The organism is Lancefieldella sp. Marseille-Q7238, from assembly GCF_949152215.1.
Classification (GTDB): domain Bacteria; phylum Actinomycetota; class Coriobacteriia; order Coriobacteriales; family Atopobiaceae; genus Lancefieldella.
This window is the reverse complement of record NZ_OX424407.1, coordinates 1,431,180-1,451,829: the sequence shown is the minus strand read 5'-3', so window position 1 is coordinate 1,451,829 and position 20,650 is coordinate 1,431,180. Positions and strand designations below refer to the sequence as shown.

General features: G+C 55.0%; 20 protein-coding genes. 2 read left to right on the top strand and 18 right to left on the bottom strand.

Annotation, left to right across the window (positions count from 1 at the left end; translation table 11 throughout):
• Nucleotides 1-2: 2 nt before the first annotated feature.
• The 16 genes from QM016_RS06625 to QM016_RS06550 all read right to left on the bottom strand — a co-directional run bounded on the left by QM016_RS06625 (nucleotide 3) and on the right by QM016_RS06550 (nucleotide 17,125).
• The gene (locus QM016_RS06625) at nucleotides 3-674 is read right to left on the bottom strand and encodes a response regulator transcription factor (protein ID WP_016477293.1); all 672 of its coding nucleotides are present in this window, start codon (nucleotides 672-674) and stop codon (nucleotides 3-5) included.
• Nucleotides 671-1,711 carry a TatD family hydrolase gene (locus QM016_RS06620; protein ID WP_282711292.1) on the bottom strand — a complete coding sequence of 347 codons (1,041 nt, stop codon included), beginning with the start codon at nucleotides 1,709-1,711 and terminating at the stop codon, nucleotides 671-673. Before QM016_RS06620 ends, QM016_RS06625 begins: the two co-directional genes overlap by 4 nt.
• Entirely contained in the window at nucleotides 1,704-2,726 is a 1,023-nt protein-coding gene (gene rsmA / locus QM016_RS06615; protein WP_282711291.1) for a 16S rRNA (adenine(1518)-N(6)/adenine(1519)-N(6))-dimethyltransferase RsmA, read from the bottom strand. The genes QM016_RS06620 and rsmA overlap by 8 nt, the downstream gene beginning before the upstream one ends.
• Before the next feature lie 10 nt (nucleotides 2,727-2,736).
• Complete coding sequence (gene metG, locus QM016_RS06610) at nucleotides 2,737-4,350, bottom strand: methionine--tRNA ligase (RefSeq protein WP_282711290.1); 1,614 nt, start codon at nucleotides 4,348-4,350, stop codon at nucleotides 2,737-2,739.
• Between the two features lie 76 nt (nucleotides 4,351-4,426).
• Nucleotides 4,427-5,332, bottom strand: a complete 906-nt coding sequence (rsmI, locus tag QM016_RS06605; protein ID WP_282711289.1) for a 16S rRNA (cytidine(1402)-2'-O)-methyltransferase — start codon at nucleotides 5,330-5,332, stop codon at nucleotides 4,427-4,429.
• A complete protein-coding gene (locus QM016_RS06600; RefSeq protein ID WP_282711288.1) occupies nucleotides 5,332-6,378 on the bottom strand; it encodes a cellulase family glycosylhydrolase in 1,047 nt (348 codons plus the stop codon). The genes rsmI and QM016_RS06600 overlap by 1 nt, the downstream gene beginning before the upstream one ends.
• Before the next feature lie 111 nt (nucleotides 6,379-6,489).
• Nucleotides 6,490-6,909, bottom strand: a complete 420-nt coding sequence (locus tag QM016_RS06595; protein ID WP_282711287.1) for a 6-carboxytetrahydropterin synthase — start codon at nucleotides 6,907-6,909, stop codon at nucleotides 6,490-6,492.
• Nucleotides 6,902-8,386 carry a regulatory iron-sulfur-containing complex subunit RicT gene (gene ricT / locus QM016_RS06590; protein WP_282711286.1) on the bottom strand — a complete coding sequence of 495 codons (1,485 nt, stop codon included), beginning with the start codon at nucleotides 8,384-8,386 and terminating at the stop codon, nucleotides 6,902-6,904. Before ricT ends, QM016_RS06595 begins: the two co-directional genes overlap by 8 nt.
• The gene (locus QM016_RS06585) at nucleotides 8,365-9,519 is read right to left on the bottom strand and encodes a DNA polymerase III subunit delta' C-terminal domain-containing protein (RefSeq protein WP_282711285.1); all 1,155 of its coding nucleotides are present in this window, start codon (nucleotides 9,517-9,519) and stop codon (nucleotides 8,365-8,367) included. The genes ricT and QM016_RS06585 overlap by 22 nt, the downstream gene beginning before the upstream one ends.
• Entirely contained in the window at nucleotides 9,509-10,165 is a 657-nt protein-coding gene (gene tmk, locus QM016_RS06580; RefSeq protein ID WP_016477302.1) for a dTMP kinase, read from the bottom strand. Before tmk ends, QM016_RS06585 begins: the two co-directional genes overlap by 11 nt.
• Before the next feature lie 161 nt (nucleotides 10,166-10,326).
• A complete protein-coding gene (locus tag QM016_RS06575) occupies nucleotides 10,327-12,864 on the bottom strand; it encodes a DNA topoisomerase I (RefSeq protein WP_282711284.1) in 2,538 nt (845 codons plus the stop codon).
• Nucleotides 12,865-12,938: 74 nt separating this feature from the next.
• Nucleotides 12,939-13,715, bottom strand: a complete 777-nt coding sequence (gene tatC / locus QM016_RS06570; protein WP_016477304.1) for a twin-arginine translocase subunit TatC — start codon at nucleotides 13,713-13,715, stop codon at nucleotides 12,939-12,941.
• A 17-nt stretch (nucleotides 13,716-13,732) separates the two neighbouring features.
• Nucleotides 13,733-14,395, bottom strand: coding sequence for a twin-arginine translocase TatA/TatE family subunit (locus QM016_RS06565; RefSeq protein ID WP_282711283.1), 663 nt, complete (start codon nucleotides 14,393-14,395; stop codon nucleotides 13,733-13,735).
• 18 nt (nucleotides 14,396-14,413) lie between these two features.
• Entirely contained in the window at nucleotides 14,414-14,740 is a 327-nt protein-coding gene (locus QM016_RS06560) for an STAS domain-containing protein (RefSeq protein WP_016477306.1), read from the bottom strand.
• Nucleotides 14,741-14,834: 94 nt separating this feature from the next.
• Complete coding sequence (locus tag QM016_RS06555) at nucleotides 14,835-15,602, bottom strand: tetratricopeptide repeat protein (protein WP_282711281.1); 768 nt, start codon at nucleotides 15,600-15,602, stop codon at nucleotides 14,835-14,837.
• A 128-nt stretch (nucleotides 15,603-15,730) separates the two neighbouring features.
• Complete coding sequence (locus tag QM016_RS06550) at nucleotides 15,731-17,125, bottom strand: aminotransferase class I/II-fold pyridoxal phosphate-dependent enzyme (protein WP_282711280.1); 1,395 nt, start codon at nucleotides 17,123-17,125, stop codon at nucleotides 15,731-15,733.
• Nucleotides 17,126-17,236: 111 nt separating this feature from the next.
• Between QM016_RS06550 and QM016_RS06545 the strand changes: the two genes are divergently transcribed.
• Nucleotides 17,237-17,497: a hypothetical protein gene (locus tag QM016_RS06545; RefSeq protein WP_016477309.1), complete on the top strand. Its 261-nt coding sequence runs from the start codon at nucleotides 17,237-17,239 to the stop codon at nucleotides 17,495-17,497.
• Nucleotides 17,498-17,499: 2 nt separating this feature from the next.
• Here QM016_RS06545 and nhaA read toward each other — a convergent pair whose 3' ends face one another.
• Nucleotides 17,500-18,876 (bottom strand): Na+/H+ antiporter NhaA, encoded by a 1,377-nt coding sequence (gene nhaA / locus QM016_RS06540; protein ID WP_282711279.1) that lies wholly within the window; start codon nucleotides 18,874-18,876, stop codon nucleotides 17,500-17,502.
• 214 nt (nucleotides 18,877-19,090) lie between these two features.
• Between nhaA and QM016_RS06535 the strand changes: the two genes are divergently transcribed.
• Nucleotides 19,091-19,951, top strand: coding sequence for a DegV family protein (locus tag QM016_RS06535; RefSeq protein WP_282711278.1), 861 nt, complete (start codon nucleotides 19,091-19,093; stop codon nucleotides 19,949-19,951).
• Nucleotides 19,952-20,019: 68 nt separating this feature from the next.
• On the opposite strand, the gene QM016_RS06530 is transcribed toward QM016_RS06535, so the two are convergent.
• Nucleotides 20,020-20,649: a DUF421 domain-containing protein gene (locus QM016_RS06530; protein ID WP_016477312.1), complete on the bottom strand. Its 630-nt coding sequence runs from the start codon at nucleotides 20,647-20,649 to the stop codon at nucleotides 20,020-20,022.
• Nucleotide 20,650 lies beyond the last annotated feature (1 nt).

Genomic DNA, 20,650 nt, shown 5'->3' with positions numbered 1-20,650 from the left:
GCTTACATGACTATATAACCAAGGCCGCGGCGCGTCACCACATACTCATGAACGCCAATGCTCGCAAGCGTTTGACGCAGGTGGCTGATGTTTACCGTCAGGGTGTTGTCATCGACAAACTCATCTGACTGCCACAGCTCTTCCTGGATACGCTGACGTGAAACCACGCTGCCGGCGTTCCGCATCAAAACCGCAAGTATCCGCAGCTCATTTTTGGTAAGCTCGGCGCTGCATCCTGAAGCGGTGACGCGGCACGCCGCCGTGTCAAGCGTCACTCCCCTGTGCGTAAGTTCCGCCGACGCCGCTTTAGCGCCCGTCCGGCGAAGCACGGTTGCGATGTGCATCAGCAAAATCTGGGCGTTATACGGTTTTGGCACAAAGTCGTCAGCACCAAGTGAAAGCGTCATGAGTTCATCGAGGTCGGAATTTCTGCTGGTAACCACGATGATGGCGATGTTGCTTTTCCGACGCACTTCTCGGCACACCTGTTGTCCGTCAACGCCGGGCAAATTAAGGTCTAAAAGCACCAGATCCGCGCTGGATTGCGCAATCTGTTCGGATACGTCTACAAAGGAGGTGAGCGCCTGCGCTTCGTAGCCGTTACGCTGAAGCAGGGTTACCAGTTCATCTCTGATATGTTGGTCGTCTTCGACTACCAGAAGTTTTTGCATCATTGATCCAGTCCGCACAAACGCACGGCGTTGACCCAGAACGCCTCGTACGTTTCCTGCTTTGAAGCCATGCCGACCTCGGCTCGTATAGTGGCGAGAAGTTCCGCGGAAAACGCCACCATCGCAGGTTCACACTCGCCTCCGCGCAACGGCTCGGGCGCCATGTACGGCGCGTCCGTTTCCGAAAGGATACGCGAACCCGGACACGCGAGCGCCGCGGCGCGAATGGCTTCCGAGCGCTTGAAGGTAGCGGCGCCGCCAAACGCCACATAACAGCCGAGGCTCACGAAAGGCTCCATGACCGTGAAGTCATCGGTAAAGCAATGCAAGTCACAACCGGCCTCGGGAACGCCCTCCTGCGTAAGCACCGCAAGCGCCACGTCATGAGCGTGCGTATTGCCCTCGCCGTCACGAAGATGCAGCTCAACCGGAAGTCCATGTGCATGCGCAATGCGCAGCTGCTCACGGAAGGCATGCACCTGCACGTCTTCAGGAACCTCGCAATACGGCCCAAAATCAAGGCCTATCTCACCGACACCAACGGCGCGCTTGCTTGCAAGGAGCTGCTCGAGGCGATTCCTTGCAACATCGTCAAACTCACCGGCGGAATACGGGTGCGCGCCTGCGATAAGATGCACATTCTCCAAAAGCTCCGGAACGTCTTCAAAGGCTCCCGTGTATGTCGGAGGCTCAAGACCGAGCTCTGCAAAGCGCGCAAGATGACGGCGGGCCGCGTCAATGCTCTTCTCAAACCACACTTCAAGAGCGGCGGGATCGTTCCAAGTATCGGGAAACTCATGCGCAAACGCGGGGTCAATGGGGCATACCAAAAGCCGCACGCCGGCAAGAGCCGCGCGGGCAAGCGCCATTCCCGGATCATGTTCTTCCAAAGATCCAAGATGTCCATGGGTATCGGCCAGTGGCGCCAGCGGAGAAGGCGCAGAAAAAGCACGTCCGCGAGCGTCATGAAAAAGCTGGCCGTCCTCAAATGTCAAGGCGTCAACTTCAGCCATGGACAGGTGCGGTTTCTTTCTACTCATGCGAACCTCCTTCTGCAAGCGCTGCGGCAAGGCGCACAAAATCCTCGGGATAGAGCGTTTCCGCGCGAACACCAGGGTCTATGCCTGCGGCGAGAAGCCCTTCTTCAAGTGTATCTTTTTTGAAGGCTGAAGCGCTCATAGAATTGCGAATGGTTTTCCTGCGCTGCGCAAAAGCGACGTCAATGACTTGCGCCGTCTGAGCAAGCCGACCCGCGTCAAGCGCCTCTCCCGTTTGTGGATCTGTCGCCTGCGTTCGCTCAAGGCGGACCACGGCGGAGTTCACACGCGGAGGCGGCATAAAGTTGCCCGGACTTACCTCAAAGCGGCTGGTAACACGCGCGTACAACGCAAGCTTCGCCGTATACGCGCCATAGGCCTTGGTTCCCGGCTGCGCGGCAATGCGGTCAGCGACCTCAGCCTGCACCATGACCACAGCCCTCTTAAGAGAAGAAAACTCCTGAAAATACTGAAGAATAAGGGTTGCCGCCACCTGATAGGGTAAATTCGAGACGAACTTGGTAGGACCAATGTAGACATCTTTCGCACGCGCGGACGCAAGCGCGTCCTTCTCGTCCGCAAAGACCTTCAATGAAGCGCAGGTAGAGCCTACCCTCTCAGGCGTTATCGCAAGAGCATCTCCCATAATCAGAGCAAAGGAATCCTGATGATCCTTTTTGCACGTTGCGTCCAATACGCGCTCAAGCTCACGATCAGCCTCAACGGAACAGACGGCGCGTGCCCGGTCCAAAAGGGCCACCGTCAGCGTCCCGAGGCCGGGACCGACTTCCAAAACCACATCATCAGGCGAAAGCTCAGCCAAGTTGATAATCTTGCGAATAACCTGCTCGTTTATGAGAAAGTTTTGACCAAGGCGATATTTTGTGGCAAGGCCGAAGGCTTCCAGCGTCTCACGCGTCGCACGAACGTCGGCAAGCCATGAGACGGCGCCGGCCCCAGAACAAGACCCGCTGTGGCACATTTCCTCGCGCGCCACGTTTTTTGGAGCGGATGACACGTCTTGTCCCTTATTTTTTGGACGTCAGGCGAGGAAAGAGCGCGGCTCCCTTGCTCACCGGCAAGCCGCCGGCAAGCCCGCCCCACGCGCAATCTCTTGCAAGGTTGTCGGAAGCGATTTCATCATCGCCAAGACTCATCCGATGAAGCACCTCGGCAGAGGTTTGCGGCATGAACGGCATGAGCAGATGGGCACTGATACGGATGGCCTCAAGCAACGCGTAGATGATTTCTTTGAGTTCGCCTGCACGCGCGGGATCCTTTGCCACGACCCATGGTGCGGAGTCTTCGATATAGTGATTGGCTGCGTGAACGAGCTCCATGACCACGTCCTTGGCGCCCACGTAATCCATACGGTCCATGCAAGCGAAGTAACGCTCATAGATACCTTCGGCACGGGCGCGCAGAGGGTTGTCGAGAGGAACGTCCGCTCCATTGACGTCAGGCGTCGCTCCCTCAAAATACTTGTCGCTCATGTTAAGCGAACGGGAAACCAGATTGCCCCAGCTGTTTGCAAGGTCAGCGTTATAGACCTGCTCCATGCGGTCAAAGGAAATGCCGGAGTCCTCGCCGGGCGTAACGTCAGTCATGAAGTAGTAGCGATAGCCTTCAACGCCTAAAAGCTCAATGACATCCTCAGGTGCGATGGCATTCCCACGCGATTTGGACATCTTTTCCAAGGCGCCGGTTTCGGAATTGCGCACGTTCAAAAAGCCGTGGGCAAACACGCGCTCAGGCACGCTCTCGCCCAGAGCCATGAGCATGGCGGGCCAGATAACGCAATGGAAGCGGATGATATCTTTACCCACCATGTGCATCTGCGCCGGCCAGAAACGCTTGCGTAAAGCCGCCGCTTCAGGAGAGCTGTCGCCATATCCTATAGCCGTATAGTAGTTGAGCAGCGCGTCAAACCAGACATAGGTAACGTGCCCCTCATCAAAGGGAACCGGAATACCCCAGTCAAAACTTGTACGGGACACAGACACGTCCTGAAGGCCTGAGGCTACAAAAGAGCGAACCTCGTTGAGACGAAAATCAGGCTCAACAAATTCGGGGTGCTCTTCATACAGCGCGAGCAGACGGTCTTGAAATGCGGAGAGCTTAAAGAACCACGACTCCTCCGTCACACGCTCAAGCGGACGATGGCAGTCAGGACACAGGTGCTGACCGGGCGTTTCGTGCTCTTCATCAGCCTTGTCCACCTGCGTCTCGGTAAAGTAGGTTTCCTCATGCACGCAATACCAGCCGTCATAGGAACCCTTGTAGATAAAGCCGGTCTCGCGCATACGCTCCCAAAGGTACTGCACGGCACGGCGCTGACGGGGCTCGGTAGTGCGGATAAAGTCGTCGTAGGAGACGCCAAGTTCGCGCCACAAATCCTTAAAATACGGAACTTGCGAATCGCACCATTCCTGCGGTTCCATACCATGGTCGGCCGCGGCCTGCGCGACCTTCTCGCCATGCTCGTCCATGCCGGTAAGAAAGAAAACATCGTAGCCAGCCGCACGGCGAAAGCGCGCCTGCACGTCGCAAAGAAGCGAGCAGTACGCGGTGCCAAGATGCGGTTTTGCGTTGACATAGTAAATGGGCGTGGTGATGAAATACGGCCGCTTATCTTCGGACATGACTCTCCCTCAACAAACTTCAATAACTTTGCAATTGTACCGCAGGAAAACAGCATCGAAGCCGACAGTCACAACCTCATTGATTTTGCGCTGCTGTAAGAATAGCGGCATACACAACTTCACGATCAAGCGAGAAGACCTTGGAAAGTTTACGCGCGAGCGTGGATTTACGCTCATGCGCCAAAAGTCCTTCTCGTATGGCGTCTTCCAGCGTAGTGCCGGTCAGCTGAGCGCCGTCTGAAGGCGAGGCGACCGAAGCACGCTTTCTGTCGATTGCGGCGCGCTCCTCATCGGTGGGAGGCGCGATTATGAGTACGCACTCGCCCTTGAGGCTCTCGCGCGCAGCGATAATCGCAGCCAATGCCACGGCCGTATCGCGTACCACTTCTTCATGCAGTTTGGTCAGCTCCCGTACAAGCGCCACCCGACGCGAAGGCATGACCTCGGCAATGCGGGCAAGCGTCGCGGCAACTCGGCGCGGAGACTCGTATATGACCAGCGCGCCCGGGATTGCCGCAAGCCAGGTAAGGCGCTCCGTCTGGGCTCCATGCTTGCGCGGCAAAAATCCTTCAAAAAAGAAATGGTCACAGGCGAGGCCCGATGCCACAAGCGCGCAGGTCACCGCCGAAGGCCCCGGGATCACTTCTGTGGTAAAGCCGGCGTCAAGCGCAGCGTCAACCAAACGCTGGCCCGGGTCGGAAATTCCTGGCATACCAGCGTCAGAAACAAAGGCAACGCGCTGCCCCTGCGCAAGGCGTTCAAGCACGGAATCGACCTGAGACGCGATAATATGTTCGTCACAGCGCTGCAAAGACGCGCGCACGCCAAACGCCGAAAGAAGCTTTGCGGTCACACGTGTATCTTCACACAGCACAACGTCTGCCGCGGTAAGCGTATCAATGACGCGCGGCGAAGCGTCTGCAAGGTTACCAATAGGAGTACCTACAACAGAAAGTATGCCCGGTGATGCCTGTATTCCCATCAGCCAAGCATTCCTCTCTCAAAGGAGGCAAGCGCCACACGCGCGTCCCATCCCGCCAGAAGCGCACTTGTTTTCCATGTCTGGAAAAACCATGCCGGACATGCACGATACGCCGCAAGCTGTCCTGCGGTATAAATCCGCTCAAGAGCGATGCGACCTTCGGCGGTCATCGCGCCTTCAATCGCAGGCAACGATGAGGACCACTTTCCTACCATGACGGGAAGATCCCCCGCCGATGCCTGCTCGATATATGCGGATTTTGCGTCAATCAGCCGCTGGACGCCGTAGGGGCCCGAACAATCCGCCGCATTAGGCGTCTTGTCCAGATGACAATCAAGCCATACCCCTTGGTATGCTTGTTGACTCATAAAACGCCGCCACCCGGATGGCCAACCGCCGTCAGGAAGTACGACCACAGGATCCTCACCGGCAGCGGCACGCACTTCTTCATATGCCTGCCGGTAATAGTTGCGCAGTGAATGACTGGGTATGCCTTCAATAACCCGCAGGCCTCTGCGAACGCGTGGCCGCACCTCATCGGCGACTTCAATTCCAAAGAACCCCGCGCGATGCGCGTAGCGCTTTGCAAGCTCTCCCAGCACCTCCAGCGATTTCGCGCGTGAAATACGCGTGCGCGGAGAGCCTCCGGGAGCCGCGTCCTCACCGTCAGGAAGCCCCGGATTGATAGCCAGCACAAACAGTACGTTAATTCCGATTTCTTCAGCCCACTCAAGCGCTTTGTCAACAGAGTCGATACAGGGCACATACGGCACATCAGCCGACAGGCCTTCTCCAAAGACATACCACGGAACAGGCAGGCGAACCGCGTTAAAGCCACGCGCGGCAATCTTGGTGAAATCATCCGGCTTCATAAAGGTATCGCGATGAGCGCGTACCAACTCTGCGTACTTCTCGCCGCCCAGAACTTGAGCCAAAGACGCCTCATCGACAGATGACGTGCGGGCAAAGGGCTCGGGAGTCACCCACGGTTCAAGGGTGAGCCAACCGGTAAGGTTTACCCCTTTGAGAGACGTGACGACAGGCATCTCTGCTCCCTTCTGTACCACGCGACATTTGCTTCTTACCGCAAGTATACCCACCGCGCGCATGCCTTGTCGGCGCGGCGAAGCCAAACCGGCGAACAGTCAAACTGACGTTTATGCAGCGTAAATAGCACAGTTGAGCGGTGTTTCGTATACTTCCACGCGCGAAACGGACATTCCCTGGGAGGCAAGCCGGTCAAAGAAGTACTTCGCGAGGTTTTCCGCTGTCGTACGAAACGGAAGCATAGACAGGGAAAATCCCTCTTCTCGGAGGCACTCAACGGTCTTCTCCATCAGCGAGCCCTCCTCCACCAAAAAGGTATGATCAAGCTCAGCGGTAAGCTCTCGCAAACCCTTTTTGAAGACGCCAAAGTCTACAACCATGTCTTTGTTTGTGCCTTCATGCTGAAGCTCGTCTTGCGAAAGATATGCCACCACGCGCCAGCGGTGGCCGTGCAGGTTCTCGCATTTGCCGTAGTAGTCGGTAAGAAAATGCGCGGCGTCAAAGGAACTCTCGGTCTTCAGACTATACATTGCTGTCGTTCTCACCTTCCGCTTTACGAAGATTGCGGTCACCGCGGTGATGGCGGCGGCGAGAAGTACCGTTTTGCTGCTCTTCTGATGGCGAGCTCTCCTGCGCTACATGTTGACGGCGCGGACGGCGGACGCGCTTCTCCTGGCTCTCGCTTTGTACGGACTGCTGCCGCATACCGCCGCGGTCTCCCGGACGGCGTGTCCGCTTGACGCGACGGGTACCTTCCTCTTGAGGCACTTCTTCAACAACAGCTTCCTTTTTGAAGCGCTTTCCCGCAGGCCGCTGTTTTTCTCGCCTGTCTGCCTTGGGCTTTTGGGTGTCAGCCGTATGAACGGTACGCGAAAAATCATCCTGGAGCGTCTCATTGTCTTCTGTCTGATGACGGCGACGGCGGCGCGGCGTTACCGTTGCTGAAGGCGCCTCTGCCGCGTCGTCTTGAGCGCGCTCAGAAACGCGGGAAGCACGCATGCGGCGTGTGCGCGGCGTTTTGACAAAGAGATCCGGGTTTACCTCCGGCTCTTCGTTCTCAATAAGACCATTCTCACGGTCAAGCTCGGCAAGCGCCATCTGGACATCAGGAGAGTCAAGCCTCTCAAGTACTTCGCGCGTTACGGAATCCGGACGGCAGGCGCAGTTAAACTCCTCCGACTTTTTCCGCGCGGCGTCGGACGCGGTCATATCACACAGAGGAATGCGGACGATTTTGCCGTTTTCCAGACGAATGGAGACCTCTTCTTTTGGCGTATTGTACTCGACGATTTTGCCGGTGCCCAAAGGCGTCTCAATAACGGCGTTACGCTTAGGCGCGCGGCCCTTGAAGTCCTTGTAGGCCTCAAATTCATAGCGGAGGCAGCACATCAGACGTCCGCACGCGCCCGATATCTTGGTGGAGTTGAGCGGCAAGTCCTGCTCTTTTGCCATACGGATGGACACGGGCTCAAACGAAAGGCCAAACCGCCTGCAGCACAGCTCCTGTCCGCAGTGACCGTAGCCGCCGATAACAGCGGCAACCTCACGCACGCCAATCTGTCGCATATCAATACGTTGATGAAGCTCATGAGAAAGATCTCTGACCAGCTGGCGAAAGTCAACACGCTCGTCAGCCGAGAAGTAACACACGACCTTCTCGCCATCAAAGAGGTACTCAACGCCGACAGGCTTCATCTCAAGATTTTCCTCGGCGGCAAAGCGGCGAAAAACAGGAAGAGCGTCGTCGCTCAGCTGCGCGAGCCTTTCGGCGCGGTCGAGGTCTTCCGGCGTTGCTACGCGAAGCACGCATTTAAGCTCCGCTTCGCCAATCCTGTCGGTCAGCTCATCTGCCGTAACTTCGCGAGCATCGGCTATGGCAAGGCCAATCTCCTGCCCGCGCTCAGTCTGGCAGATAACGTGATCTCCCTCCTGCGCGCCTGAGCCTGACCAGTCGAACCAAAGTTCGCGGGCGGCATATGAAAATTTCACCGGGACAACGGTGGGCATGTAAGTGCCTCCTTGATAGCAAGCAGCATCGTCTCCATAACGAGCTGAGGAGTTACGTTATGCTCGAGGTTATCGGAAGCCGCCTGCACTGCCGCAAGCGACCTGAGTACCCCGCGCGTAGTTGTTCGTGAGGCGAGGCGGTCGACCACATCGGCGACATCCTCGTTCACGATTGGTTCAGTTATATTCTCGCAGCGGACAAGAACGTCTCGCAAAAGCGATTCCGCCGCCGCAAGAGCTTCCATCATACCTGAACGCTCGCGAGTAGTAAGCTCTCGCTTATTAGCCTTCTCAACTTCTTTAAGAGTTTTGTTCTCCAGAAAGTCCTTATGAGCCTCAAGCGCCTCTTCCTGAGCGCGCTGAAGAGCGCCTAACGGGATTTTTACCGCCGCGACAATTTCTTTGGCGTTTCCAAGGACGTCCCACGAATCGTTGCGAACGGTATCACCTACAGCTTCCACTACAAGACGGCGCACGTCTTCGCGCGACGGTGAGGCGAGAAAATCGAGGGCTCGTGAGGGAGCATGCGTCACGGACAGCGCTATGCGAGCCTCAGTGCGGCTCGCCGCCGTAGCGCGCAGCACCGCCGCAAGCGCATCCTTATCGGAAACAACACGGAAGGGCACTACCTGGCAACGCGAAACAATGGTTGGCAGCACTGTTGAGGTACTGCGGGCACAGAGAATAAACACGGCGTCACGCGGCGGTTCTTCGATGGTTTTGAGAAGCGCGTTGGCCGCCTCTGTGCGAAGAAGATCAGCGCGATCCAGGATGTAAACTTTGCTTTGAGCCTTAACGGGTGCGAGGTTGGCGTCAGCGATAAGCTCTCTGACCTGCCCTATGAGATATCCCGTGACGCTTTCCGGCTTATACCAGTGCACGTCAGGATGGGTATGGCGAGAAACGCGAATGCAGTCTTCGCAGGTATTGTCTCCCCCATGCGGGCATACGATACCCTTCGCGACAGCCTCAGCGGCAGCAATCTTGCCGGATCCCGGCGCCCCAACGAAGAGATAGGCATGAGAAAGGCGCTTTTGCGCAAAGGCGCGCTGCAAAAACTCTCGCACGCGCGGTTGTTCCTGAAGGGTTGCCAGCGCGGGCATGGCCTCGGCCGTTGCAGCCTCAAAGGACATGAGCAGCCTCCTGAGACAGTTCGGGAATCAAATCGCTGAGCGCGGCAATAACGCGCGCATGAACCGTTGCGATGTCGGCGGCGGCGTCAATCAGCCGCACGCGATGAGGTTCCTCATTGGCAAGTCTGAGATACGCCTCTCGAACGCGCGTCTGTAAGGACACCCCTTCCGCTTCAAGGCGATCGGCTCCACCTTTGGTAGCGCGCTTGAGCGCCGAGGCGGGATCCAAATCAAAAACGAGCGTCCGACTTGGCGTTACACCGCAGCTTCCAAGCGTGTTGGCAAGATGCACGCTCTTCTCGTCAAGGCCACGCCCGCCCGCCTGATACGCGTAGGTGGAATCGAAGAACCTATCACAAAGGACAATGGCTCCCCTGGCAAGGGCCGGCTCAATAACTTGGCGCACAAGTTGCGCACGGGATGCCTCGTAGAGGAAGAGCTCGCACTCATCGGCCATCTCGGCATTGGACGGATCAAGCAGAAGCGAACGAATCTTTTCTGAAATCCTCGTGCCGCCGGGTTCGCGGAGGCGCACGAGCTCATACCCCGTCGCGGCAAGCGCGTTGGCGAGAAGGTCGGCTTGAGTCGACTTGCCGGAGCCGTCCGCGCCCTCAAGCGTTATGAAAAGACCGTTTTGCAATCGCACGCCGCTTCCCCTTTCTGCATTTCGTGCCTGCGGCCGCACTTCTCACAATTGTGCTAAAACCGTGATGATGAGAAGATTTTGAGCTTTTCTATCATACCTGCTTCATTTGGGGTATCAATGGAGAAGAGCGGACGTTGGAGAGGGACGTCCGTTCAACGTTTCTAACCCGTCTTTCCGCCGCGAGCAGACTCGCCGCCGGTTTTTTTGCGAGAAGTACGTTTTGCTCCGGACTTGCGTCCGCGTGCGGAAGCTTTTTTCTCCTTGCTGGGGCAATCATAGTTGGGACAGAGTTTCCAAGGTCCTCTCTGCGTATTGACAATAACCATAGGCGCGCCGCAATCAGGACACGTCTCATCCGTACGCTCAAGCTTGCCACGCGCCGGCAGCGGATAGCTGGTGCCGCACTCCTCATAGTTGGTACAGCGGATAAAACGCTTACCCGTGCGCTCGGACTTATGCGCCACCAAATCCCCCTGTTTGCCCAATGCCTTACAGACGGGACATTCTCCTACCAGAAGATCGGGTTCCGCGTTTGTGGGACATGCCGGATTAACGCACATTTCGTACGCGCGCTGACGGAATGGTTGTACCTTAATGCGCGGAGCGCCACACTCAGGACACACCCCCGCGTCTCCCTCAAGGGGCTCAATGCGCCCTTGCGGCAGCGGATAGGTAACCTCGCATTCAGGCCAACCCATGCAGCCGACAAAACTGCCCCGGGTCTTGGCTGAAGTTTTAACCACCAGGTCCTTTCCACACTGAGGACATACGCCAATTTTCGCGTCCGCCGTCACAGCGTCCGCGATGGCTTCGGAAAGGTCATCCTTATGGTCAATCAGCGCGTCGATCATATCAGCTAAAAGCGCTCGGGAGTGAGTTACTACGCCGTCGCGCGTATCCTTGCCTTCGGAGACCTTTGTCATGTCTTCTTCCAGCTCAGCCGTCATATCTGGCGTGGTGATACGCGGCGCGAACCGCATAAGAGCGTCAATGATCGCTATGCCAAGCTGACTCGGCTCAACGGGATCGTTTTTGAGATATTTACGCTGGTACAGCGTATCAATAATTGAAGCGCGCGTCGCCTTGGTGCCGAGGCCGCGCCTTTCCATCTCTTGAATGAGCCTGCCTTGGCTGTAGCGAGCGGGCGGTTCAGTCTGCTTCGCGTCAAGAGCAAGATTTGTTACCTCAACAGTCTCACCTTGAGCCAATTCAGGAAGCTGATCGTCCTTTTTAAGTCCAAAGGGATATATCGCGCGAAAGCCCTTCTCGGCAAGGACCGTTCCATTTGCCACAAACGGCTGACCGGCAATATCAAGCGTGACCTTAGTGCCCGCAATGGTAGCAGGTCCCATCAGCGTCGCCAGAAAGCGGCGGGCAATGAGGTTGTATAGTTTCCATGCGGCAGGCTGCAGTTTGTTTGGATCGGCCGCGGCCGTCGGATAGATGGGCGGATGGTCCGTGGATTCCTGCTTGCCACGGGTGGCGTGAAGCGTTCCTTGAGCGAGAAGTGTTTTGCACACCCCGGCATACTGAGGCACCGCCGAAAGCGCGCGGACACAGCCTCGCAAATCGAGCGAGGCCGGATAGACCGTGTTATCAACACGCGGATACGAAATCAGGCCGTCCATATACAGTGATTCCGCAAGGCGCATAGTCCGCGCGGGTGAAAGACCTTCGGACGCCGCCGCGGCCTGCAAGGACGTTGTATTGAACGGCGCCGGAGGCTGCTGCTTGCGAGACTTTGACTCAACGCGCACCACAGTGGCCGAACGCTGTCCATCCACTGCGTCAAAAGCAGCCGCTGCCTCTTCTTTGTTCCAAAAGCGTAACGTGGCGTGAGTAATTTTGAAGCTCTCGTCCTTGTCGCCATCGGAAGGGTGCGCCTCGCCAGAAATGACCCAGTAGTCTTCCGGCTTAAAAGCAAGACGCTCACGCTCGCGCTCAACAACCAACGCTAATGTTGGTGTCTGCACGCGACCGGCAGAGCGCGTATTGCCCAGGCCTCCGAAACGAGCACATGTCAGATAGCGCGTCAGCACAGCGCCCCAGATAAGATCGATAAACTGACGGGATTCACCTGCGGCGGCAAGGTCGTAGTCAAGGTCAACGAGGTTGTCGAAGGCGGTATCAATTTCATATTTGGTAAACGCTGAGTACCTCGCGCGAGATATGGGCACATCCGGATTGACGGAAAGCACCTGCGCGAGGGCGTCGGAGCCAATAAGCTCTCCCTCGCGGTCAAAGTCCGTAGCGATAATAACGGCGTCTGATTTTTTCGCCAGATTTTTCAGGGCGCGGATAATCTCTTTTTCCGCCGGCTGCTTTTCCACCGGAGCCCAAATAAGATATGGAAGGCTTGGAATCTTCCAGCCTTTGAGGTCGATGCCGTTCTTAAGATAGGGCTTGCGCTTTTCCTTATACGGAGGGCGAGCCAGGCCGTCAGGCACGTCAACAGGAATGTGCGCGCCCTTATCGGTTGCGCCATACCAACCCTCGTCTTTGTCAAAAAGGAGCTGCGCGGGAAAATCGGGTTGCAAAATGTGGCCGCGCAAACCGATGGCTACATACTCCTCTCCACCTTTTCTGAAACGGTAAACGGGAGTGTTGTAGATCTTATCAGCCTCGGGTTTGCCAGATTCAGACAGAAGACGGGCGATTTGCTGGGCCGCGTCGTTTTTCTCGGTAACTATTACAATCAAGGAAATGCCTTTCTCAACGCCTTGTCATACATCTTGGCAGATTGGCTCCATCAAAGCAGCCCATAGGCGTCTGATTAGTCACGATTCGCATATTCTTCACGCGTCCACTTTAAGGCCGCTTTGCCGTCTCGCGCAATGATGACAGAACGCGCCACACCAAGCGCTACCTCATACAGCAAAATGAGAGCCGCAAACATAAGCGCCATGGTAACAGGCGAGGCGTCAGGCGTCACAACCGCCGACAGGACAAGAAGTCCCACATATACATAGCGCCACTGTTCGCGAAGTGTTTTGTACGGCACAAGGTGAAGGATAGCGAGGTAGAAAATGACCAGCGGCAGCTGAAACGCAATGCCAAATCCAATCTCAAACATGATGATAATGCTGAGATAGTCCTCCGCCTCGTTGAGCGTAGAGGCAAATTCGGTGGATTGCTGAATGAGCCAGCCAAAAGCGGTGTTGAGGATAATGAAATAGCAGAAAATCATGCCGAAGAAGAACAAAAATACCATGGCAGCAACGGTAGGAACCACCCAGCGCCTTTCCTTCTCGTTAAGAGCCGGAAGGAAAAACGCCATAACTTCCCAGATAATAATGGGCGTACAGATAATAAACGCGAAGAAAAACGCTACTTTGAAACGAATCGAGAAGCCACCCAAGACCGAAAGGACAGTCAGCGTTCCGCCCGTTAAAAATTCGCGGATAGGATTGGTGAGAACCTCAATCAACGCGGGCGTCGCGAAATACACCACAATAGCGGTCACAAATACAGACACCACCACAATAGTCAAGCGACGGCGGAGTTCGCCAAGGTGGTCCATCAAAGGCATGCGAGCCGGAGTAATAGGCATACTGATCGAAGACAGGATTACTCCTGATCTTCACCCTCCTCCCCAGATGTAGCGGATTTGGCGGAAGCGTTTGCGTCCGCGGGCGCCTCTGACGTGTCTTCTGAGGCGGGACGGGCTTTCTTTTTGGCGTCGTTTTGCGCACGAGAAGAACGTCTATCTCCCAAATTGTAGAGATCGCGCGCGGTGTTTTCCTTTTTTGCAGGCTCAGACGAGGCTTCAGAAGCCGCTTTAGGTTTCGCTTCAGGTGCCACTTCGGGCACCGCTTCAGAGCGCGATTCGGTATCCGGCTCCGCGGCGGGGACATTGTCGGGTGCAACGTCCGCTGCGGGAGCTTGCGTCGCTTCTGCTCCCTGGCTCTTCTCGGCAGCTTCACGCTCCGCCTTAAGGCGGGCACGACGCTCAGCAAACGTTTCTTGCTTTGGCGCGTCTGAATCAAGATCAGAATCATCGGACGCGGCGGAACGGAGTTTTTCGGAACGCTTTGGTTTTTCGTTCAAAGCGTCAGCCGCCGGATCCAAAAGATCGGATTGGACTACTTTATTGAACCCTTCCTGGGCATTTCTGAACTGGCGCAGCGCTCGTCCAAGCGTGCGACCCATGCCAGGCAGTTTGTCAGGCCCGAAAACTAAAAACGAAAAGAGCAAGATTAAAACGAGCTCTGTCTCACCAATACCAAACACGTCTTTAACCCTTTCGGATCATCGTCTTTCATCGTCAGCGCAAACATGCAAATCTTCCGAAACCCCAAGAAGATCAAACACACGCGCCACATTTTTTTGAGGATGAGCAACTGTAAAGGTTGCCCCAGTCTCGTGGGCACGATGCGCGGCTCCCACTAAAACACCAATACCCGTTGAGTCAATATACGAAACATCCGTAAAGTCTATCTCAACTTTCGCGGATCTGTCGGCCAGCGCGCTTTCAAGCGCCGTGCGGAGTTCAGCGGCATTTGAGACGTCAACTTCTCCCGCAACCTGAATGAGCATATGTTCCGCTTCCTGCGTAGTTGTAATATCGAGAGCCATTGTTCCCCCTTCTGTGGCGATATCCTCAAAGATTCTTCGAGAACATATTTTTCGAGAACATATAAGAGTTGTAGTGTACCCCTTAGTGTTATCCTTACTTGGCGTCGAGCAGCTTTTGCGCTATGGGGCGGACGTTTTGCGATCCGTCAGCATCGGCCTCAACCGCCTTTTGAAGCGCGGCGTCAGCATCGTCCGCATTTCCCATCTTCAGATAAATCATGCCAAGGTTAAGCCATGCCAGCGCGCAGTCGGGAGACTTTCCGGTCAGCGCCTTGAGAGCTTCAACGGCGCCGTTCTCATCGCCAGACTGAAATTGTGCGATGGCGCGATCTGCACGGACTTCATCTGAATCGCTTTTTGCAAGATAGGTATCATACTCGCTGAGCGACTTGGTAATATACTCATCAGCCTGCTGCTTTACGGTATCGTCTGAGGCAATCTTGCGGAGCTCAACTCCCCAATTCAAATGCGTTTGCGCAAGCTTCAGCACTGCCGCAAGATTGTCGGGGTTATCGGTAATCTCATCGCTGAGCTCCTGAGCCTGAGCGGAATACTTCGCATTGACCGCGTCCGGCGTAGACGCCTCTTGTCCAGATTTAGACGAGCTTGTCTTGGTCACGGTTGTCTGAGAATTGCTCCTGCCAAAAATCATCGCCAGTGAGGGAATCATCATTGAAAGGGCGATAAAGAGAGAGAATATACCGACCGCAATCTTTTTTCCCATCGACATGCGGCACGAACCACCGCCGTCGCGTTTTGCCTTTTCGTTCGCGCTATCTTTCGCAGCTTGAATTTCATCGGCCTCCGTACGGGCTTTGGAGCTGCGCGTATTTCTCGTATGTCCTGATGCCTTTTTTGGCATGAATAACACCTCTCATGGTTTCAAAACACCTCGGGCGAATGACGCCGGCTGTACACTGACTGTTCAGAGTACGACAGATTGCGCATTCGCGAAAGCCCGCAAAACCTCTGTAGAAAATTCTACAGAACTCAACGGTCTCCAAAAGCGTACTGTCCCCTGTCAACTTTCGCCAATCGCGCGGCCACCTGCTTGACCGCGATGACAAATACGTCAAGCGCTTGGGAAAGCTCCTTCAGGCTGGGATAACTTGGGGCAATACGAATATTGGAGTCAAAAGGATCGTTGCCTGACGGCCAGGTAGCTCCTGCAGACGTCAGCTTCACGCCCATCTCACGCGTCCGGGACACAATAGCGCGAGCAGAGCCGACAGGCCCGTTAAACGATACAAAATAGCCACCCTTTGGATGCGACCATGCAGCCACGGCGAGCTTACCCAAACCGTCCGTCAGCTTACGTTCTACCAGCTCAAAGCGAGGGCGTAAAAGTTCCGCATGACGCTCCATATGCGCCTCAAGGCCCGCCCTGTCCTTGAGAAAGCGCACATGCGCAAGCTGCAACAGCTTTTCCGGCGACACGCGCCGCACCGAGAAGGACGCGCGTATCTCCTGAATGTCCTTCTCGGAAGCACACACCCAAGCCATACCCGACGATGGGAACGTCACTTTAGCGGTGGAGGCGAACTCAATGACAAGATCATCTCTGCCCGCCTGAGCAAGGGCGTCAAAGATATTCATCAAGGACGCGCAGGTCTCGCCGGGCCGCGCAAATGTATGATACGCGTACGCGTTGTCCCACATAACGCGAAAGTCCGGCGCCGCAGGGCGAAGCGAGGCAAAGGCGCGCACAACCTCATCGGAGTAACTGACGCCCGAAGGGTTCGCAAAGCGCGGCACGCACCACATGCCTTTAACGGTAGAATCGCCCTCCACAAGCATGCGCACGTACTTCATATCGGGGCCGTGCTCAGTCATGGGCACCGGAACGTTTTCGAAGCCATAATACTCGGTAATACGAAAATGACGGTCATATCCCGGAACCGGACAAAGGAACTTGAGCTTCTCGCCGGGATGCGCAGCTGCAAGCTCAGACGCCTGCTGCGCCCATGGCTTTTGGCCGGCAATACCGTGCGTATATGCCATATCAAGCACGTCGTGCATAAGATTCAGGCTTGAAGAACCGGCAACAATGACCTGCGCGGGGTCAACGTCCAGCAGCTCAGCCGCAAGCGTGCGGGCAGACGGCAGGCCATCGGGGTCTCCGTAATTGTCCGCAAACGAAGCTCCATCCGTAAGGTCAGACGCAGAAGTTAGCAAATCGAGCAAGGGACGTGACAGCGCCGTCTGCTCAGGACTCGGCTTGCCGCGCGCCATATCAAGCGCCAGATGCTTCTCTGAAACCTCCTGCGCTTCTTTTCCGATTGCCTCAAGCGCCGCGTTGAGTTCGGCATCACTCATCAGCTGATAGGCGTTCGCTTGCTGCGGAAGCATGTGCTGAAAAAGTTCTTGATCTAGCTTGACTGGCATAGTATCCCCCTTTGAACCATATACAGAAGTATAGAGGGGAGATAGGACAACAATCAGCTCAGTCTCAAAAAGCTGGTAGACTGTCACGCAAGGATTGTGATTGGAGGAGCTATGGCTAAACCGGGTGTTCGCGCGGACGCGTATGGCGATCTGCAGCGATTGGTCGATAACGTGTACAAACGCTCTCCTTCAGGCTTCGTTTCAAACATCGATGTCTTAGTTCGGGCGGAAATTGACGACCTTAACGCTGACCTTCTCGAAGTCATTAACCTTATCCCATCAGGCAGATACAAGCGCGCTACGCTCTGCGACCAGATAAACTCCATTGTGACCGCTCACGGCTGGGGCTACACATACGGCACCGTAGAATAAGCTTACTTTTTTGACGACTTGCTTTTCTCGCCTAAAGTCTTATGTACATGAACGGCGTCAACAATGCGAATAAAGACAATTCCCAACAGGCCAGCAACGAACGATCCGGCGAGAATGGCGCATTTGGCGGCGAGGATATCCTGAGGATTGTTGAACGCAAGACCGGAGATAAGAATCGACATGGTAAAGCCAAGGCCACCCATAAGACCAACGGCTATGACCTGCGTCCAGCTCACGCGCTTCGGAAGCTTGCAGACGCCAAGCTTAACTAGAACCAGCGTGGTAAGAATGATGCCTGCGGGCTTGCCAAAGATAGCGCCGAAAAACGTACCATAGGCTACGGGATTAGCGATGATGGCGCCGAAATCAGAACCCATAAGCGTCACCTGAGCATTTGCGAAGGCAAACAATGGCAGGATAAGAAAGTTGACCGGCACAGAAATATAGCGCTCAACTCGCTGCAGAGGCGGCGTCACATGATGCATGACCTGCTCGACACGAAGAGCCCCGCGCGTAAAGTCATGCTGACCCAAAATGTGATGCTCATCGTCATAGTTGGCGTTAAGGTCGCGGGCACGGCTTTCAAGCCAGCCGCCCAGATTATTCAGCCGAACGTCAGAGCGGCTTGGCAGGAAAAACGCCAGAATAACGCCAGCAAGTGTCGCGTGGATACCTGAGTGATACATACAGACCCAAAGAACCAGTCCGGCAACGAGATACGGCGCCGATGTGTACAGCTTCATGCGGCTCATGCCCCATAGAATCAATATGACTCCAAGCGCCGCCGCGCACCACGCGATACTGGGTGTCTGACCGTAAAACAAAGCGATAACCACAATAGCAAGGATGTCGTCGGCAATGGCCAAGGTCTGAAAAAATACCTTAGTTTGAGAAGAAATGCGATTTCCAAGCAAACTCATAACGCCAAGGGCAAAGGCGATGTCGGTAGCAATGGGCGTAGCCCATCCGTGCATGGCTCCGCCATAGTTGCAAAGCAGGTACACGCAGGCGGGAACTACCACGCCGCCGGCGGCCGCCAGCATCGGAAGCATCGCCTGACGAGGGCGGCGAAGTTGTCCTACCGTAACTTCATACTTGAGCTCGATACCAACAAGCAGGAAAAAGATGGCCATCAAGAAATCATTGACAAACGTTTCAAACGACATATGAGCCGCAAATACGCCTACCTGAACAGAGAGCTCCGACTCAAAGAACTTCTCGACAGCCTCATGAGCGGGTGAGTTGGCTACCACAAGCGCAACGAGCGCAGCCATAACCATGACAGCCGCGGCAATCGTTCCATTTGACGTGAATTTACGCACCTCCGTGCGGTATTCGATTCTTTTAACAACAGCCGGCTCGCCGTAAATACTTGACATGTCCAACCTATCTGGCCTGGGAAATGTAAAAACGCTCGGCATTCAGTTTACCATGCGTTTACGGATACCCGCCGTTTTCCTCTTTTTGTACCGGGACATATTGGGTAGAGTTGTCATAAGATATATCGGTGTTTTACCGTTATATTGAGTTGCATCAACATCTTACGGTTTCATTTTTTATGAAACTTTCATAGTTGACGGGTTGGAGCGATCTATGGCCGAGAAAAGAATTGCCGTTCTTACCGATTCGGGCACCAATACGCCGGCGGAGTTTATAGCCGCGCACGACATCCGCGTAGCTCCCCTCCGTATCAATTATTCTGACGGCAGCTCCTATGAGTCAATGGTCGACATTACCCCAGAACAGCTGGCCGCCCGCTTTGATGAAGAAATCCCCAGCACTTCCCTGCCCTCGCCGGAAACGATTCGCTCACTTTTTGAAGATGCCAAGGCCGCAGGCTACGACGCCGCGATTTTCGTGTGCATCTCTTCAGGACTCTCGGCAACATGCGATACTGTCCGCATGATTGCTGATGACATCTCAGACTTTCCTATTACGGTCGTTGATACTAAAAACATCGGCGTCGCGGCCGGATTGATTGTCATTGAAGCGGTTCGACTGATAGAGGCGGGCGTCCCTTACGAGCAAATCGGCGAAAAACTTGAAGAAGCTTCCCGAAAGACGCATGTATTCTTTTCTGTTCCGGCCCTAGACTTCCTGCACAAAGGAGGACGCATCAGCGAAGCGGTCTATCGCATCGGATCCGTACTTAACATTAAGCCCGTTCTTACATGCGAGCCAAATGGCAAATACGGCATTGCCAAACGCACCCGTGGCTGGGAAAAATCCCTCAAGGGCGAAGTTGCGCTCGTAGCAGATGAGGCCAGAAAGCACGCGCAGGTACACCTGGCCATTTCATGTTCAGCGCCCAGCCTCATGTACGCTGAAATGAAAGAACGCTTGCGGCAAGAAATTCCCAATATCATCGACTTCATAACCGCCGACATAGGACCGGATCTCTTGGTTCACACCGGCCCCGGCCTCGTGGGCATTGGCGTACAAGGCGTTGACTAGCAGATCATTTGACTGACAGGCACTTGTATCCACGGGTAGAACGTCGCTCCATAGAACGTTATCTATAGCTAGTACTTTGTGATGTCGAGCTTTCCGTCATTGTACTCAGCTAAATACACTTCGGCAGGCGACAGAATACCTTGACGCTTGAGTTCGTTTTCAAGCCAGTCCTCCGCTAAATCCAACGCGTCAAGAATATTCTCCTGTACCTGTCCGTCAGTAATAAGCGGAAAACGTGGGCTTTGCTCACCATGCTGCACAATAATAAGCTGACCGTTCTGCTCAAGAATAGCGCGCTTGACATCGGAGGTGTAGTTTACTCCAGCTTGACGCAGTTTAAGCGAGATGTCATAGGCGGTCAGACCCGCCTTGCGGCAATTTTCCACCAACAGATTGCCTCTGTCGATAACAATGATGGGCTTACCGTCAATAACATGCTTCACCAGCATGTTATTGGTGCGCAGCCAGCGAAGCGTCATCACAAGGATAAGCCAGATGAGAAGTACCAGCGTATACTGCAAAATAGTAATAGAGCTGTTATAAATCATGCCGCCGACAATACCGCCGAGAACAAAGTTCTGAACCTGATCAATGGCGGCTGTAGGGGCAAGATTCCCCTTGCCACTTACATTGATGGCAAGCACAAGTGAAAATAAGCCGATGATGAGCTTAATGGCAACTTCCAGATAAAAGTTCATG